We start from the raw sequence: 16,077 nt of genomic DNA, 5'->3' as shown, positions 1-16,077 counted from the left end.
GAAGAACAGCCTGCTTTAGGCATGAGGAGCGATCGCTGTTTCGGGGAATAGGTCGCGAACGTAGTAATGAAGCGTTTCGGGATCTAAGAGCACGCGCCCCTGCAAGCATAGTTCGTTCAGTCCGGCGATCGCCTCAGCATCCGTCCAACCAAGAGCGAGAGTAATTTCATGGTGTACCACGGATACCTTGCCAGCAAGAAAGTGGAGCAGTTCGTTTCGTTGCGACTCTGATAGGGGGGTGGTGGGTTGCGCTACACGATCTGGCTCGGTTTCCGTCCAGTCCCTTGCCGTCCAAGCGGAAAGACCGAGTAGAAAAGAGAGATTGCCCAGATCGCCGATCCAAAACGACGGTAAGCCCGTGCCTTGCAACAGGACGCGGACTTGCTTGAGATGCGGCAAGATTTTCTCTAGCAATAACAGGCGACGGCGACCCCATATCCTGATTTCAGTGGCGATATTGGCGGCGTGTTGCGATCGCTGCCAGCAAAACATCTGGTTCCAGGGTTCAACAGTGACTTCTGGCGGTTGTCCTGGTTCCAACCGAAAGCGCAAACTGCGCGGTGAGATCTTGGTTTTGCGTTGCTTGAGATAGGCAAGCAGATTGCGTAAATCCTGCGGGTGAACGGTGAGGGCAACTGCGGGCAAACGCAATGCCGATTGTACTTCTAGAAATCCCTGCACCCAGGTATCGGGTAAAACAATGCGGGCTTCGCGCACAGTGCGATCGCTAACTCGAACCGCAACCTCCTCGCGGCGCACGTCCAGGTAGGTGGGGCGAGTGCTGCGCATCTGTTGCAAGCCTCGTTGTAAGTTATCGGAAAAATCGATGTTGGTACATCCCGGTTGCAGGGCTTCTATCTCGGTGAGGGCAGCAACCTTTAGCGACAAACGCGCGTAGGTCGATTCGTCCCGCGAAAAAGCCTCAAAAAAGACGCGATCGGGAGCGACAGTAATTACCGGATCGTTCTGTCTATCCGCAATCTCGCGATCGCTGACGTACAGTTCTGAAACAATACAGTCCCGCAACGCTAGCATGGCATCGCGAAACGGCAATACGTCTTTGATGCGAGCGCGTAAATTGACAGGGGGACGATAGAGATTGGGAGCAAAATAGAGAGCAGTGCGATCGCCGTCTAATATGGCTTGACTGTTGGAAGTGTAACTTATTGAGGCTTCCATATCTACATCTCTCTCACTGCGGCATGGATTCTCGATCGGGATCTTCGGTAATCTCGAACTCAACTTTGTCGTACAAATCGGCGATCGCTACATCACAGCCTATCGACTGTAGAGGAATTGAGAGATCGATGTCTTCGTATTCTACAAATGTCCAGCGGCTGGTTGCAGTTTTGAAGTAGTGCTCTATATGCACGTTCGATTGCTCGATTAGCAAATATTCCTGAAAGGTGGGAATGGTGCGATAAGCAATAAATTTATCGCCGCGATCGTAGTTTCGAGTTGATGGGGAAAGAACTTCAGCAATCAGAATTGGGTCGATTAAAGTATCGCGGCGACCTTCAGCATAGGAGATCGGTTGCGCCATTACCATGACATCAGGATAGGCATAGATGCGTTTCCTAGGTACCCAGAGCCGTTGATCCGTAGCGAAAACTTCATAGGGCTGACGCTTTAGCGAGAATAAAAGCATAGCGCCAAAGCTAAGAGCAAGTTTGTTATGATTGGGGGTGCCGCCAGTCATTAGAATAATTTCTCCGTCATTATATTCATGTCGCTCATCTGAAGCAATTTCTAATTCCAGATATTCTTCGGGTGTATAGTGAGTTTTTTCGATTTGAGCAATCATGTTAGGAGTACTCCGTAGCGATTAAGTATATATTACGCGTTCTATTTGCTGTTGGCTATCAGCGGCTGTACGAGTTTGCCGTAAAGCTTCGGATCGCTGCGCTCCAATTCCTGCAAGCGCGCGATCGCTGCCTCTGGGAATGCCGCACTCTTCACTTTCGCAAGAAATTTCTTCCAAGTTTTTAGCGTTTCTTCTAGAATGGATTTAGTCTCGCCATACAGGGCATTTTCTAGACTCGCCATCGCCTGTTCCCTCGCTTCGGGATAGGCGATCGCCAGTTGTCCCAAACATTCTATCGCCTGCTTAGCAATCCCCGTAGAAGTTGAAGCTAGGGCGCGATCGGCAGCGAGGAGAAGATCCGAGAGATTGTCTTTTGCCAGTTCCCAGCGCATTGAGAAAATCTCTAAGCCCGCCGCGATCGCGTAATTATGGGGCGATTCCAGCAATTCCAACAAACCAGACGTACAGGCACGGAATGGAGTTAAGTCACTGCCTATCGTGGCAAAACAGGTTAGTAGCGTGCAGGCAGCTCGCTCATCCCCTGCTAATTGCAGGGTGTTCCGCACAATGCCCGCTAAGAAGTCAGGTTGCAGATCGCGTACCAGCATGCAAATGTCTCGCACGGCGATCGCGCCATCGCTGGATTCGTAGGTACGGGCAGCGTAGCCGCGATCGTCGCGATACTGCTTCACAATCGGGCTGTAGGCTTTCTCTCCTTTCCAATACATGGGAATGGCACAGCGATCGCAGGCAATTGCTAGCAGTTCGCTATCCCGTCGTTCCCACCACTGCGAAATCAACCACTGGTAAGGTGCGTGCCAATCGCTCCTACGGTAGTGTTCGTTCGATAAGAGAGAAACGCCAGCGAGATTTTTCCGTACGGTTTGCCTGCCGCGATCTCCGCCCTGTGCGTAGGCTTGGGCGAGGCGGCGCTGCCAATCCGCATCGCAATTCGGCCATTTTGTTTCTGCTTGTAACTCCAATAGTAAAAAGGGAGCTTCGTCGGGGAATCGTGCTTCGATCAGTTGGGGTAGGGAGTCGTATCTGCCGAAGGTAGAATAGCTGGCAAAGGGGGATAATGGCACGATGCGATCGCGCCATATTTCCAACCACTGTTGGAATGACGGATCGGGCAAGAAGGTTAATGCTGCCTGCATCAACCAATTAGCACAGAGGTAAAGCTCTTGCTGACTTTCATCGCGATCGAGTTCTCCTCGCTCTTTGGCATTTTCGTAGCGGGCGATTGGCAGAGCCGTGGCGCGCTGTAGCAAATCTAAAAATCGCTCGCCGAAGTCGGTACGCTCGATCGCTGCGATCGAAATTCTGCGCCCTCGCTCTTTGACAAGTTGACGTATCTCTTGCAGTAATTGTTCGTCTCGTTGCACGAGTAGATCGCTGCTGGGCGGCGGGAAATCTTCTTTCCACATATTGCCGAGATCCTGTTCGTGGATTGCCTTTGCTACTCCGTGTAGTTTCATCAAATTGGCGATCGCCAGTAGATAGTGCAGGGCATCCTCGCGATCGACGGCAAACGAAGGAAAGCTTTTTGTAGTGCTAGGAGAGAAAGTTCGTGCTGTTTCTGGTTGGAATTTTGTGGGGATAGCTGCGGCTTTTGTTGGTGCAGGGGTTCCTAGAAGCGCCATTTGCTCTGCTTGGTTGGCTTCGTCGGGAAAGCGTTCCTGATAGTAGCGCAGGCTGTAGGAGCGCATCATGCCAGCATCGCGATCGCTCAACCGGGATAAACTATCTCGCAGAAGCAGATAGAGAGCAGTGCGTTGCTCCTGCGGAAAAGCGGCGAAATTGTCGGCAGCAGACCAGTGCAGGTTCATGCTGGCCACATCCTTCCGACGCAAGCGGAAAAACCTGGTACGCACGCATTCTATGGCAGTCCCCTGCCAGCATTCCTGTTCCAGGAGAGGTTCGTAGCAAATCCAGGCTCGCATCGCATCGTATAGTTTGGCATCCCCTTTTTGCGCGCGCGATCGCAGCACTTCTTTGAACGCGCCGGTAAGGTGGTAGGAAATTCCTGCTAACAGTTCTTCGCTTTGCTTTGCTATCGGCGATTTGTAATCGTTAGGGGTAAATGAGTAAAAGACTCCCAAGCCAAAGTAATACTCGACGGCAAGGAGAACGGTCGCGAAATCAGTGGCAGCAAGGGCGGATGGCAAAGGATCGAGTACTTCCCGCGCCAAGCGCGATGCATCGGAATACACCTCAATTTCAGGGCGGCGGATCTCCATACTTATATTTGCCTCGCGAATAGCTTGTCCTAGGGGACTGGCATAGCCGCCGCAACTTCCCAGCAAGCCATCTGCGTTGCTGGCGACGGGACGCAGGGGATCGAGGCTCTCGATAAAGAGATAGAGCAGATCTGTAGCAGCCAATGCGCCTAATTTGGGGAAATATTTCTTACAGAATCGGCGGATTGATGGCGAAGTTGAAGCAAACCCCAATGCCATCTGCCTGACAGCTTGAGGCTTAGCTGCGATCGCCTTCAAGGTAGCCTTATCGACACCAGGCAGGTCGGTGTGGCGCAGGTCTGGATAGGTTTGCAGCAGGGCAAAAACGGCAGGAATATCGACTGAGGCAAGGTGTGCGTCCAGCCTGTCCCGATCCGATGGGGCGATCGCATTCATAAGTTCTTCTCTGGGGGTAGCTTGCAGGTGAAACTATGTTGCGATTTTACCCACCTCTTCCCAAGAGGCGATCGCGATTTGAACTTTAATCTTAGTCACGGCGATACTGCCTGAAAGCAAACATCAACATCATCGGGAGCAGGGGGCGATCGCGCAGTTCGTATTTCCCTGCATAGATCGAATTCTCACCTTATTTTTAATTGCCCTATTTCGAGTCAAGACCGTCAACCTCAGCGAATTAGCAGTTGGGTTCATGGGATTAGACCTAACAATATTTAGCCAACTGCTGATAGCTGACAGCTACTATAGCGGTTTTCACTTGAAAACGGGTTTTATTGACGGGGTGCAGGGGTTCCACCCCTTCTTGGGGGCAACGCCCCCAAACCCCCTGCTCTTTCCGATCTGAAAACCGCTATAAAATATAGCTATAGCCAATAGGCTTAGTACGGGGTGCAAGGGTGGATCCCCTGCGTGGGGGCGCAGCCCCCACACCCCCTGTAATAACCGATTTGTCTGCTGCTATACGATTGATTAGAGTTTTTGGGAAGCTTCTCATGATTAAGCAAGTTTGTGCCATTTTCCTGGTAGCTGCAACATTAGTTGGATGTAGTAATAACCAGGAGCGACGGATTGCGATCGCTTCCAAAAACTTTACCGAACAGGTGATATTAGGCGAACTGCTAGCGCAACAGGTTGAGGCAAAAACGAATTTGAAGGTGGAGCGCCGTCTCAATCTGGGAGGAACGTTTATCTGCCATCAGGGTATCATTGCAGGTGAAATCGATATCTATCCCGAGTACACGGGCACGGCATTTACCGCTATTCTCAAAAACCAACCCATTAAAGATTCTAAAGTCGTATTCCAAAAGGTGAAGCAAGCCTATGCCGACCAATTTGGACTGAGCGTCACCGCACCTCTCGGATTTAATAACACGTTTGCGATTATTATTAGGCAGCAGGATGCCCAACAGTTAGGGATTACAACGATTTCCGATGCTGCCAAATATACCTCTAAATGGAGAGCAGGTTTCGGCTATGAATTTACGCAAAGAGCCGATGGCTTTGAAGGACTAGCGAAAACCTACGGCCTCAAGTTTGCCGAGCCACCGAGATCGATGGACTTGGGATTAACTTATAGAGCGATCGCGGATAAACAGGTAGACCTGATTGCCGGTGATTCCACGGCTGGCTTAATTTCTAGCTTAAATCTCTTTGTTCTCAAAGATGATAAGAACTACTTCCCACCATATGACGCTACTATCATCGTGCGTAAAGCTACCTTAGAAAAGCATCCAGAATTGAATAAAGTATTACAGAGCTTAGAAGGCAAGATATCGGAATCAGATATGCGCCGCCTCAATTTCATGGTGGATGGTGAAAAGCGCGATGCAAAGGAAGTAGTGCGAGAATTTCGGCGATCGCGTAATTTATAAAGTCTCCAACTATAGCAACTACATCACTAACAACGAGATTGCCTTCAACCTTACTGTATTCCTCTCTCATAAAAACCCGTTCTCAAGTGAAAACCGCTATATCATGTGTTCGCTGAAGAATTAGTTTGGCAGCATAACAGCCAGTACCATCAGCGGCAGCTCCGTTTGAAACCGAGTCAGAATTGCCAATCCGTTCGGTGCATGCAAAGGTTAGCCAGCAATCTCGCTGAAGTGGCGGAATTATTCAGATGAAAGGTGGTTGGGTTTCCTGCGTCAACCCAACCTATAGCGGTTTTCAGATGAAAACGAGAAGGGGGTTTGGGGGCGTTGCCCCCAAGAAGGGGAGGCAGGGCGGTCTTGGGGGTTCCCCGCTAGAGCCACTGCCGTGTTCCCCCCTTCACCCCATCAATAAAACCTGTTCTCAATTGAAAAACGCTATACGAGCGATCCGATCGTAGGAATATCTAAGGTAAAGGAACTTAGATTCCTTCAGAATGGCGCTCTTGCAGCCTTCTGGAACTTTGCTGTAACGTTGCCCGACAAATCAATATTATCTGGGTCGAGAACCATCACCGATGCGCCGGGGTTTAGATCGAACGTCTTGAGATCCACCCAAACCACGTTGGGGCTGGTGGTCAACTCAAAGAAATAACGCCGATTGATGAGATCGATTGCGGTTCGGTATTCGGTGTTATACAAAGTGCCAGGAGCGTAGTTAGGCGCACCGAAAGGAACAGAAACATTACGCGCGACTGCGAGGATGCCCGCGATCGCTTCCCGGTCGTTTTTGGGTTCGGGTAGCATCTTTTGAAAAAAGGTAGCTCGGACAAAGCGATCGGTTGGGGAAACGTTACCCGGCAGAGGAGTTGCGCGAGTAGCATTCGTAAAATCCCACTGTTTTAGAAGTGCTAACTGTTTGTCAAAGGGTGGGTCGTTCGTCATGATGCGGTGCTGGCGACCGTGATGAACCAACATTTTCCCATTGATGTACTCAATAATTGCCGAGTCTCCATTCGCATCCTCGATCGACAGATGCACCGTTGACTTATGCCCCTTATATTCGACCAAGATCGGTTGAATCGCTTTGAGCAGTTCCAGGGCTTCTTCGACGCTAGCAGCGTTATCTAAAACATACTGTGCCCAAAGTCCAGCCTGTACGCCGGGCAGATTGCGATCTCGTGCCCCAAAATCAGTTGCAGTCAGGAAAAGCATATGCGCTCCCACACCTTTTTCGTTGAAGCCGTCGGCAGTGCCAACACCATAGATTGTGGTCACGAGACTAGCGTATTTTGAGGTCCACCGGGCTGGATTCTCTTTAACGACCACACTTGGTCCGAGAAGTCCGCCATTCCGGTTCATCCCCCGTGGAAAAACAGTGAGGATTGGCTCGGTAGATTCTGGCCAATCCATTGTCCGTCCAACTACAACCGTCAGTTTGTTATTGTTCCATAGGATGCGAGTACAGGCATTGGCGATAGGCTGCCATAGAGTAAATTCAAACATCGCAGCAACCAGTGCGCCACACATGGCTCCGCGAATAGTCTTAGTTGTTACTTTCATCATGCAACTCCTCAGTTAGTGACCAGAAGGATAAGAGTAGCTGTAAGCACAAGGGCAAATTTTGGTAGACTTGACACGATGTACGATCTTCCCAGTATCGGCTATAGCACCAATAGTTTCAGACCTCGATCGTGCAAAACGTTCTGTCTTTTAGAATAAATCAAAATCAGACCTCGATCGTGCAAAACGTTCTGTCTTTTAGAATAAATCAAAATTGGTACTGGCTTGGCTCTGACAATCAGCTAACGGTAGCCCTCACCCGCCGCAGAAAAACTTTGCATTTTAGCCGACGAACTCTCGACAGTCAGTATCAACCAGATTGTACAATTATGGATTCGGGGTAGTGCGCTGAATCTGTGGTTACTGTTTCTTTGCAAGTCTTGCCCTCATTAATTTCATAATGTCAGCCCACAGATTTGGGATATTACCATATCATCTATATCGTCACTTTCCGATATTCAGACTCGAATACGCTCCGATTGGAAAGTTATAAAAACGGTCGAAAAGTCATCAATGAATTACTCAGGCGCGAATCGGACAAACTTCTAGGAGGCCCTTGACAGAAGTTAGATCTGGATTGCATAAATGCTACGATACACTGGCATACTTTGGAGTAGAACTTACCCAAAAGCTTTGCGATCGATAGCAGGTAGAAGCTTAAACCTGTTGAAATATCGCGATCGCAGCCTTGGTTCAGGCTGCTGCAGCCAACTTTAGCTCTGAGCCAAGAAAGCAAATTATAGCGGTTTTTAGATTGGAGGTGAGTAGAGGGGGCTGGGGGCAATGCCCCCAAGAAGGGGAGGCAGGACGGTCTTGGGGGTTCCCCGCTAGAACCACTGCCGTGTGGAACCCCTCCACCCCAAAAATAAAACCCGTTTTCAAGTAAAAACCGCTATAAAACAGTAGATTTCTTCATTCAAGCTGGGGCAAATGTCGATCGAATCCGCTTTAAGAGACTGGTTGCAGACAACGCTGATGTTTCGAGGATTATCCTTGGAACAACTCGGATCCGTAGCGCAAATTGCCCAACTGCAACGATTCCAAAAGGGAGAAATTGTCTTTATGCAGGATAGCGAAGCTACGGGCTTTTTCATCATCAAAATGGGGCGAGTTAAAATTTTTAAGACTGCACCCAACGGTAAAGAGCAAATTCTGCGCATCTTTGAGCCAGGAGAAAACTTTGCAGAAGTACCAGCGTTAGATGGCAGACGTTTTCCAGCATCAGCATCTGCTCTAGAACCAACAGAACTGATTTTGTTCCCGCGCAGATCGTTCCTGGATGTACTGCATCAATACCCTGATATCGCGATTAATATGCTGATTAGTCTTTCACAGCATTTGCGACATTTAACGGATCTGGTAGAAGATTTGTCCTTTAAGGATGTACCGCAACGCCTAGCCTCATATCTACTGAAACTGAGCGATTCATACTCTGGAATACAACGCGATCGCGCAAACTCTGGTAATAATATAGTAACCCTAGACCTGACCAAAAGCCAGCTAGCTGCAACTTTAGGCACAATTCCAGCCACTCTCTCTAGAGCATTCTATCGCCTTACGAGTGAAGGGTTAATTGCAGTACATGGGGCGCAAATTGAACTACTGGATCGCGATCGCCTGCAAAGCCTGAGCGATATGTTGGAACTAAGCGATCGCGAATCAACTTAATAAAAACTCCATCGGTTGTCTTTCGAGTTGTAAGGTAGTTTGTACTAGTCTTAAGTTTTATTGCACTCATCAATTTCTCATCTGGAATTCAGCCCTACTTTATTATAGCGATCGCATAATTGGCTATTAGTTTAAGACTCTACCTCGCAGCCAGATTTATGAAGCCGTTCCCAATTACCAGAACGCTACTTGCCACAGGGCTACTTGTTGCCATTAATGGCATAGTTAACTTGCCGCCCCCGTCGCCAGCGGAGGTGACCGCAAAAGCGGCAATAGTTGCCAACACTAGCCAGCAAGCACCTTCTACCGTAACCGCCGTGGATTCTGTGGGTATCACTGTATCTGATATGGATAAAGCTGTAGAGTTCTACTCCCAGGTTCTAGCGTTTCGCAAAATCTCAGATGTCGAAGTTTGGGGTAACGAATACGAACACTTACAAGGATTATTTGGAATTAGAATGCGTGTGGTGCGGATGCAGCTAGGCGATGAGTTTATCGAACTCACAGAATATCTCACGCCCAAGGGTAACCCCATACCAATTGACTCGCGCAGTCACGATCGCTGGTTTCAGCATATGGCAATTGTAGTTAGCGATATGGACAAAGCCTACCAGCACCTGCGCCGCTTTAAGGTGCAACACTCCTCAACCGCCCCGCAGACGATTCCCAACTCAAATGCAGTAGCAGCAGGCATTCGCGCTTTTTATTTCAAAGACCCGGACGGGCACAACCTGGAGATTATCTACTTTCCTCCTGGTAAAGGCGATCCCAAATGGCAACAGGCAAGCGAGCGATTATTTCTAGGCATAGACCATACCGCGATCGTGGTAGCGAATACAGGTACAAGCTTGAGATTCTACCGAGATTTATTGGGCATGAGATTAGCTGGCGAGAGTGAAAATTTTGGCACGGAACAGGAACACCTCAATAACGTGTTTGGTGCCAAGCTGCGCATCAGTGGTTTGAGAGCACCTACAGGGCTGGGAGTGGAATTTCTCGATTACCTCACGCCCCGCGATGGCAGGCCGCTACCGCTCGATGCACGTCCGAACGATTTATTCCACTGGCAAACCACGCTGATCGTGAAAGATGCAGCAGCGATCGCGAAAAAACTGCGCGCCGCCAATACCGCATTCATTTCTCCCAGTGTCGTAGAGCTACCAGGGAAAACGTTAGGATTCCAGCGTGGCTTCATCGTCCGCGATCCAGACGGTCATGCTATACGAATAGTAGAACAGTAGCTTTAAGGACATATCCCATGAATACAAATCGACCGTTGTTTCTGCCAGTGATACTCGGAACTCCTCGCCAGGGACGCATGAGCGAACACGTTGCTAAATTCGTACTGCAAGAGGTAGACAAGCAAGACGGTGTTGAGACAGAGCTGATCGATATTCGCAAGCTATCCTTCCCAATCGATGATGAGGGTGAAGATATCAAAGATGCGGAATTCTCGGCAACTATGATGCGAGCAGATGGAATTGTAATTGTCACGCCCGAATACAATCACGGTTATCCAGGCATGCTCAAACACATCCTTGATACCAACTTGAAGGAATATATTCATAAGGCTGTGGGAATTTGTGGTGTATCGGCTGGTTCGTTTGGCGGCACTCGCGTCATCCAAAATCTCTTGCCAGTGATGCGAGAACTAGGATTGGTCAACATCTTTTGGGATGGCAACTTCTCCAGCGTCCATAAAATCTTTGATGAAGCTGGCAATCTCCTGGACGAAGCCTACATCAGACGGATAGATAAGTTTTTAAAAGAGTTGATTTGGATGGCCAAAGTTTTACGATACGGACGAGAGAATATTGAATTGTCGTAGGGACAAATCTATGTGTCCAACCATAATCACAACGTAGGGACAGACACGTAGGTCTGCCCTCCCCTGCACGATCGCCAAATTAAATAATCCCAAGGAGAGAATCATGTCAAAAGCGAAGATCGCATGCCCAAAATGCAACACATTGATGAATCATCACGCTGATAAACCCGATCGCCGTACCGAATCATCTAGTCAGCAAGTAGATGCAGATATCGAGTTGGCAAATATTATGCAAGTCCATTTTTGTCCTGGCTGTGGCAATACGGAAGTGCGATCGGCGTAGAATAATTTGAATTTCATCGTAGGGGCGAATGGCCATTCGCCCCTAATTAAATAGATTTTTTAATTAAGAGATAAAAGATTATGGTTGCGATGACAGCGGAAGAAATCAGGCTAGCCGAAATTAGAGAAAAGGGGATTCCCTGGCGCAAGTGGGGATCGTATCTCAGCGAGCGTCAATGGGGAACGGTACGCGAAGATTACAGTACCAATGGTACGGCTTGGGACTACTTTTCCCACGACCAGGCTCGATCGCGCGCCTATCGCTGGGGCGAAGACGGTATCGCCGGTATTTCCGACGATCGCCAACAACTCTGCTTTGCGATCGCTCTCTGGAATGGAGCCGATCCCATCCTCAAGGAAAGGCTATTTGGCTTGACTGGCTCTGAGGGCAATCACGGTGAAGATGTCAAGGAGTATTACTTTTATCTAGATAATACGCCCACCCATTCCTATATGAAGTATCTCTATAAATATCCTCATGCTGCTTTTCCCTACGCGCAACTAGTCGAAGAGAACAAACGCAGGAATCGGAGGGAACCGGAATTCGAGTTACTGGATACGGGTGTCTTCGAGGGCGATCGCTACTTTGATGTTACGGTTGAGTATGCCAAGCATTCACCGGAAGATATGTTGATTCAGGTTAGCGTTGCCAATCGCGGCTCGGAAGCGAAAGCGCTGCACTTATTACCTACGCTTTGGTTCCGCAATACCTGGTCTTGGGATGGGAATGGGAAAAAGGGCAAGCCTTTATTACAAGCAATTGATGCGAACAGTCGATCGAGCGCGATTGCTGCCAATCATATCGATCTGGGTACGATGTGGCTCTACTGTCAAGGGGCTGACGAGTTGTTGTTTGTAGAGAATGAAACGAACAATCGCAAATTATTCGACACTCCCAATGCTTCAACCTACGTCAAAGATGGCATTAATGACTATATCGTGCGCGGTGTGAAGGAAGCGGTCAATCCGAATCGGTGCGGTACGAAAGCAGCGGCGCATTACGAACTGGTGGTGGGTGCAGGCGAAACTCAAGTTGTTGAATTACGGTTGAACAGAATTCCTCCATCTCCCTCGACAGCAGGAGATCGCGAATTCGACCGCATTATGCGCGCGCGCCAACAGGAAGCCAATGAATTTTATCAACGCATCTCTCCCTCCTCGTTGAGCGAAGATATCCAGAACGTGCAGCGGCAGGCGTTTGCGGGGATGTTATGGAGCAAGCAGTACTACAACTTCTGCGTGGATGCATGGCTGAAAGGCGATCCAGGATCTCTACCACCTCCGAGCGATCGCAAGCACGGCAGAAACTCACAGTGGTTCCATTTGGAAACCGAAGACATTCTATCTATGCCCGATAAATGGGAATATCCCTGGTTTGCGGCTTGGGATCTGGCCTTTCATGCCATTCCGCTGGCGGCGATCGATCCGGATTTTGCCAAGAGCCAACTCGATCTGATTACGCGCGAGTGGTACATGCACCCTAACGGTCAAATACCCGCCTACGAGTGGGCGTTTGGCGATGTCAATCCACCGGTGCATGCGTGGGCAACCTGGCGAGTCTACAAAATCGAACAGAAGATGTATGGTCGCAGCGATCGCGCTTTCCTCGAACGCGTGTTTCAGAAGCTTTTGCTCAACTTTACCTGGTGGGTAAACCGCAAGGATAGAGATGGCAAGAACGTGTTTGAGGGAGGTTTCCTGGGATTGGATAATATTGGCGTATTCGATCGCAGCGCCGAATTGCCGACGGGCGGATATATCGAACAGGCGGACGGCACGAGCTGGATGGGGATGTATTGCCTGAACCTGCTGACGATCGCCCTGGAGTTAGCTAAAGAGAATCCTGTGTATGAAGATATTGCCACAAAATTCTTCGAGCACTTCCTCTACATCGCCGATGCCATGAATAAAGTGGGTTCTGAAAGTACTGAATTATGGGATGATGCGGAAGGATTTTATTACGACGTACTGCACCTACCGCATGGCGAGCAGTTAAAACTAAAAGTGCGATCGATGGTTGGCTTAATTCCTTTGTTTGCCGTGGAAACGTTGGAACCAGAGATTCTGGATAAGTTGCCTGGATTTAAACAAAGAGTAGAATGGTTCATCCAGAATCGTCCGCACCTAGCCCATAATATTGCTTGCCTGGAAGAGTGCGGTGTAGGAGCTAGACGACTGCTGGCCATTTGCGATCGCGACAAGCTGCGACGCATCCTGGAGAAAATGCTGAATGAGTCGGAATTTTTAGGAGAGTTTGGCATTCGCGCCCTCTCTAAGTGCCATCGTGACAATCCCTATATCTTTGAGGTGAATGGAGATCGCCACCGTGTTGATTATGAACCCGCAGAGTCCAGCAGTGGTCTATTTGGTGGAAATTCCAACTGGCGCGGTCCCGTGTGGATGCCCGTCAATTATTTGATTATTGAGTCTCTGCAAAAGTTTCATCACTACTATGGTGATGACTTTAAAGTGGAATGTCCGACTGGATCGGGGCAGATGATGACACTTTGGGAAGTAGCACTAGAACTCTCTCGCCGTCTGAGTTTTATTTTCTTCAAGAATGAAGCTGGCGATCGCCCTGTTTATGGAGGACGAAGCAAGTTCCAAACCGATCCGCACTGGCAAGATTTAATATTATTCTACGAGTATTTTCACGGCGATAATGGCGTTGGGATTGGAGCCAGCCATCAGACGGGTTGGACGGGTTTGGTTGCGAAGCTGATCCTGCAGGCGGGCGAGTATTGCATGCACGGTAAATCGGAAAAACTCACTTCTATTGCGATTTAATACCAATTCTTCAAAATTGAACTACACATGAACCTATGTACGGGCGAACGGCCGTTCGCCCCTCCAGTAATCTGTAAATTTACTTTAGGGAATTGGTATAAGGTGGGTCGAAAATTAGCGACCCAAAATTGCTGATGATGGCAAGTTGGCGTGCGGATAATCTCAAATCGCTGCAATCTAGTGGATAGTTTTGAACTTCTGATGCAGCATCGTTAGCCCACTGAATATAGTTGTTAATTGTTCGGTTGTGAGGTCGCCGAACAAGTTAGCAATTTTAGCGCGGACTGCTTCTCTAGCCTCTTGTAAGCGATCGCTGCCTGATTCCGTCAATTTCAGGTTGATGTGGCGGCGTTCTTGAGGATTATCGCTGCGGTCTACGTAACCGTGCTTGACCAGGCGATCGGTCATGGTGGAAGCGGTAGCACGAGTTACGCCCAGGTGATCGGCGACTTCTGATAGTGAAGCACCGGGTTGGCGGCTTAAAAATGCTAAAACGCGAAACTGCGGTATGGAGAGATTGTTTTCGCGCTGGCTGCGCATTTCTGTGCGGATGAATTGCATGATGGCTGGCATTGCTTCCATAAGTTCGGCAGCGCATTGTTCTGCGGAGGGGATACCGTTGCTGAATTTGTTTGCTTCCGGTTCTACAGCTGTGGTAACAACTGGAGGACTATTTTTTCGATCTCGTTTGGCCGCAGAATTTGTCATGTAGTTAGAATTGATGTAAAACTAATCGTTAGTTTAGCTAACTATGTATTTCTTTGCTATGTCCAGACGCTTTTTGTATTTGCAACTACCGATCGTTCTGGCACTGACTGCCTGTGCTGGTTTACAAGCTCAGTCTGCAAAATCAAGTAAGGACGAGAAACGTCCGATTCCTGTGGTGGCAGCAACTGCGAAACGTCAGAATATGCCCATTATGGTACAGACTACGGGTGTCGTACAGGCGTATGCAACGGTGGCAGTTAAATCTCAGGTTGTGGGGCAATTAACCAATGTTTATTTCAAAGAAGGGCAGGACGTAGCCAAAGGCGATCGCTTGTTTGAGATCGATCCGCGCCTGTTAGAGGCAAATCTGGCCCGCGCGATCGCGGATCGAGCCAAAGCCGCCGCACAGGTAACTCAAGCCCAGGCTCAGGTAGCACAGGCAGAAGCGCAAGTCACCCAAGCACGGGCGAATGTTGCCAGAGACGCCGCCCAGGCAAAGAATTCGGTTAAGCAGGCAGAGCGGTACAATAGCTTAGTGACACAGGGTGCAGTCAGCCAGGAACAGGCGGATCAATTTCGTTCTACGTCTGAGGCGCAACAGGCGACAGTAGCCGCCAGTCAGGGTAATGTGGGCAATGCGATCGCGGCGGTAGAATCAGCAAAAGCCAATCTTAAAACTGCCCAAGCAGCTTTGATTTCGGCGGATGCAGCGGTCGAAAGTGCCAAAGTTCAGCTTACCTACACGGCGATCTACGCTCCGATTGATGGTCGCGTCGGGAAATTAAATGTGGATCGGGGGAATCTGGTCAAAGATAACGATAGCAATCCCTTAGTGGTAATCAGTCAAGTTGCGCCGATTTATGTGGAATTTTCGATTCCGCAACGGCTACTGCCCGACCTGAAAAAATATCAAGCCCAAGGAAATCTCAGAGTAGAGGCAATAGCGCCCCAAGATTCGGGTCAACCAGCACGGGGCGAACTGGTATTTATGGATAGCACCGTTGATGCCACCACAGGCACGATGAAATTAAGGGCGAGTTTTGCCAATCACAAAAGACAACTCACACCGGGACAATTCGTGAATGTCAAACTAAAACTGACAGAGCAAAAGGATGCGATCGTAGTGCCTGCAACTGCCGTGCAATCCGGTCAAAAAGGCACCTTTGTCTATGCGATCCAGGCCGATCGAACGGTGGAAATGCGACCTGTTACCACGGGTACCAGTCTGAATGAGGAGATCGCGATCGAAAAGGGCTTAAAGGAAGGCGATCGCGTAGTTACAGATGGACAATTTAACCTTACACCCGGCGCACTTGTGAAAGAGAAAGAGAAAGAGAAAGAGAAGGAGCAATAAAAAATTCCACCCCCTAA

12 protein-coding genes are annotated in these 16,077 nt (G+C 49.1%); 7 read left to right on the top strand and 5 right to left on the bottom strand.

The genetic code is table 11. The features are described from left to right. Positions 1-15: 15 nt before the first annotated feature. From PSE6802_RS31215 to PSE6802_RS0116645, 3 genes are read right to left on the bottom strand one after another with little or no spacing between them, the layout of a single operon-like run. Entirely contained in the window at positions 16-1,179 is a 1,164-nt protein-coding gene (locus PSE6802_RS31215) for a hypothetical protein (protein ID WP_019501180.1), read from the bottom strand. Positions 1,180-1,192: 13 nt separating this feature from the next. Then, positions 1,193-1,804, bottom strand: coding sequence for a Uma2 family endonuclease (locus tag PSE6802_RS0116650; protein ID WP_019501179.1), 612 nt, complete (start codon positions 1,802-1,804; stop codon positions 1,193-1,195). 41 nt (positions 1,805-1,845) lie between these two features. Further along, a complete protein-coding gene (locus tag PSE6802_RS0116645; RefSeq protein ID WP_019501178.1) occupies positions 1,846-4,440 on the bottom strand; it encodes a hypothetical protein in 2,595 nt (864 codons plus the stop codon). 557 nt (positions 4,441-4,997) lie between these two features. Between PSE6802_RS0116645 and PSE6802_RS0116635 the strand changes: the two genes are divergently transcribed. After that, entirely contained in the window at positions 4,998-5,873 is an 876-nt protein-coding gene (locus PSE6802_RS0116635) for a glycine betaine ABC transporter substrate-binding protein (RefSeq protein WP_026103350.1), read from the top strand. 489 nt (positions 5,874-6,362) lie between these two features. Here PSE6802_RS0116635 and PSE6802_RS0116630 read toward each other — a convergent pair whose 3' ends face one another. After that, positions 6,363-7,400: a linear amide C-N hydrolase gene (locus tag PSE6802_RS0116630; protein WP_051050632.1), complete on the bottom strand. Its 1,038-nt coding sequence runs from the start codon at positions 7,398-7,400 to the stop codon at positions 6,363-6,365. A gap of 963 nt (positions 7,401-8,363) precedes the next feature. Between PSE6802_RS0116630 and PSE6802_RS0116625 the strand changes: the two genes are divergently transcribed. The 5 genes from PSE6802_RS0116625 (at position 8,364) to PSE6802_RS0116605 (ending at position 13,998) form a co-directional block, all read left to right on the top strand. Further along, positions 8,364-9,101, top strand: coding sequence for a Crp/Fnr family transcriptional regulator (locus PSE6802_RS0116625; RefSeq protein WP_019501174.1), 738 nt, complete (start codon positions 8,364-8,366; stop codon positions 9,099-9,101). Between the two features lie 158 nt (positions 9,102-9,259). Continuing rightward, positions 9,260-10,342 carry a VOC family protein gene (locus PSE6802_RS0116620; protein WP_019501173.1) on the top strand — a complete coding sequence of 361 codons (1,083 nt, stop codon included), beginning with the start codon at positions 9,260-9,262 and terminating at the stop codon, positions 10,340-10,342. Between the two features lie 17 nt (positions 10,343-10,359). Next, positions 10,360-10,929 (top strand): NADPH-dependent FMN reductase, encoded by a 570-nt coding sequence (locus PSE6802_RS0116615; RefSeq protein ID WP_019501172.1) that lies wholly within the window; start codon positions 10,360-10,362, stop codon positions 10,927-10,929. Between the two features lie 103 nt (positions 10,930-11,032). After that, a complete protein-coding gene (locus PSE6802_RS0116610; protein WP_026103349.1) occupies positions 11,033-11,212 on the top strand; it encodes a hypothetical protein in 180 nt (59 codons plus the stop codon). Between the two features lie 80 nt (positions 11,213-11,292). Next, positions 11,293-13,998 carry an MGH1-like glycoside hydrolase domain-containing protein gene (locus PSE6802_RS0116605; protein ID WP_019501170.1) on the top strand — a complete coding sequence of 902 codons (2,706 nt, stop codon included), beginning with the start codon at positions 11,293-11,295 and terminating at the stop codon, positions 13,996-13,998. Positions 13,999-14,175: 177 nt separating this feature from the next. On the opposite strand, the gene PSE6802_RS0116600 is transcribed toward PSE6802_RS0116605, so the two are convergent. Beyond that, positions 14,176-14,706 carry a MarR family winged helix-turn-helix transcriptional regulator gene (locus tag PSE6802_RS0116600; RefSeq protein ID WP_019501169.1) on the bottom strand — a complete coding sequence of 177 codons (531 nt, stop codon included), beginning with the start codon at positions 14,704-14,706 and terminating at the stop codon, positions 14,176-14,178. A gap of 58 nt (positions 14,707-14,764) precedes the next feature. On the opposite strand from PSE6802_RS0116600, the gene PSE6802_RS0116595 reads away from it, so the two are divergent. Further along, positions 14,765-16,060 carry an efflux RND transporter periplasmic adaptor subunit gene (locus PSE6802_RS0116595; protein WP_202950707.1) on the top strand — a complete coding sequence of 432 codons (1,296 nt, stop codon included), beginning with the start codon at positions 14,765-14,767 and terminating at the stop codon, positions 16,058-16,060. Positions 16,061-16,077 lie beyond the last annotated feature (17 nt).

The sequence above is a fragment of the Pseudanabaena sp. PCC 6802 genome (assembly GCF_000332175.1).
In the GTDB taxonomy this organism is placed as follows: Bacteria; Cyanobacteriota; Cyanobacteriia; order Pseudanabaenales; family Pseudanabaenaceae; genus PCC-6802.
Note: the sequence above shows the minus strand (reverse complement) of the source record. Positions and strands in the feature narration are given on the sequence as shown.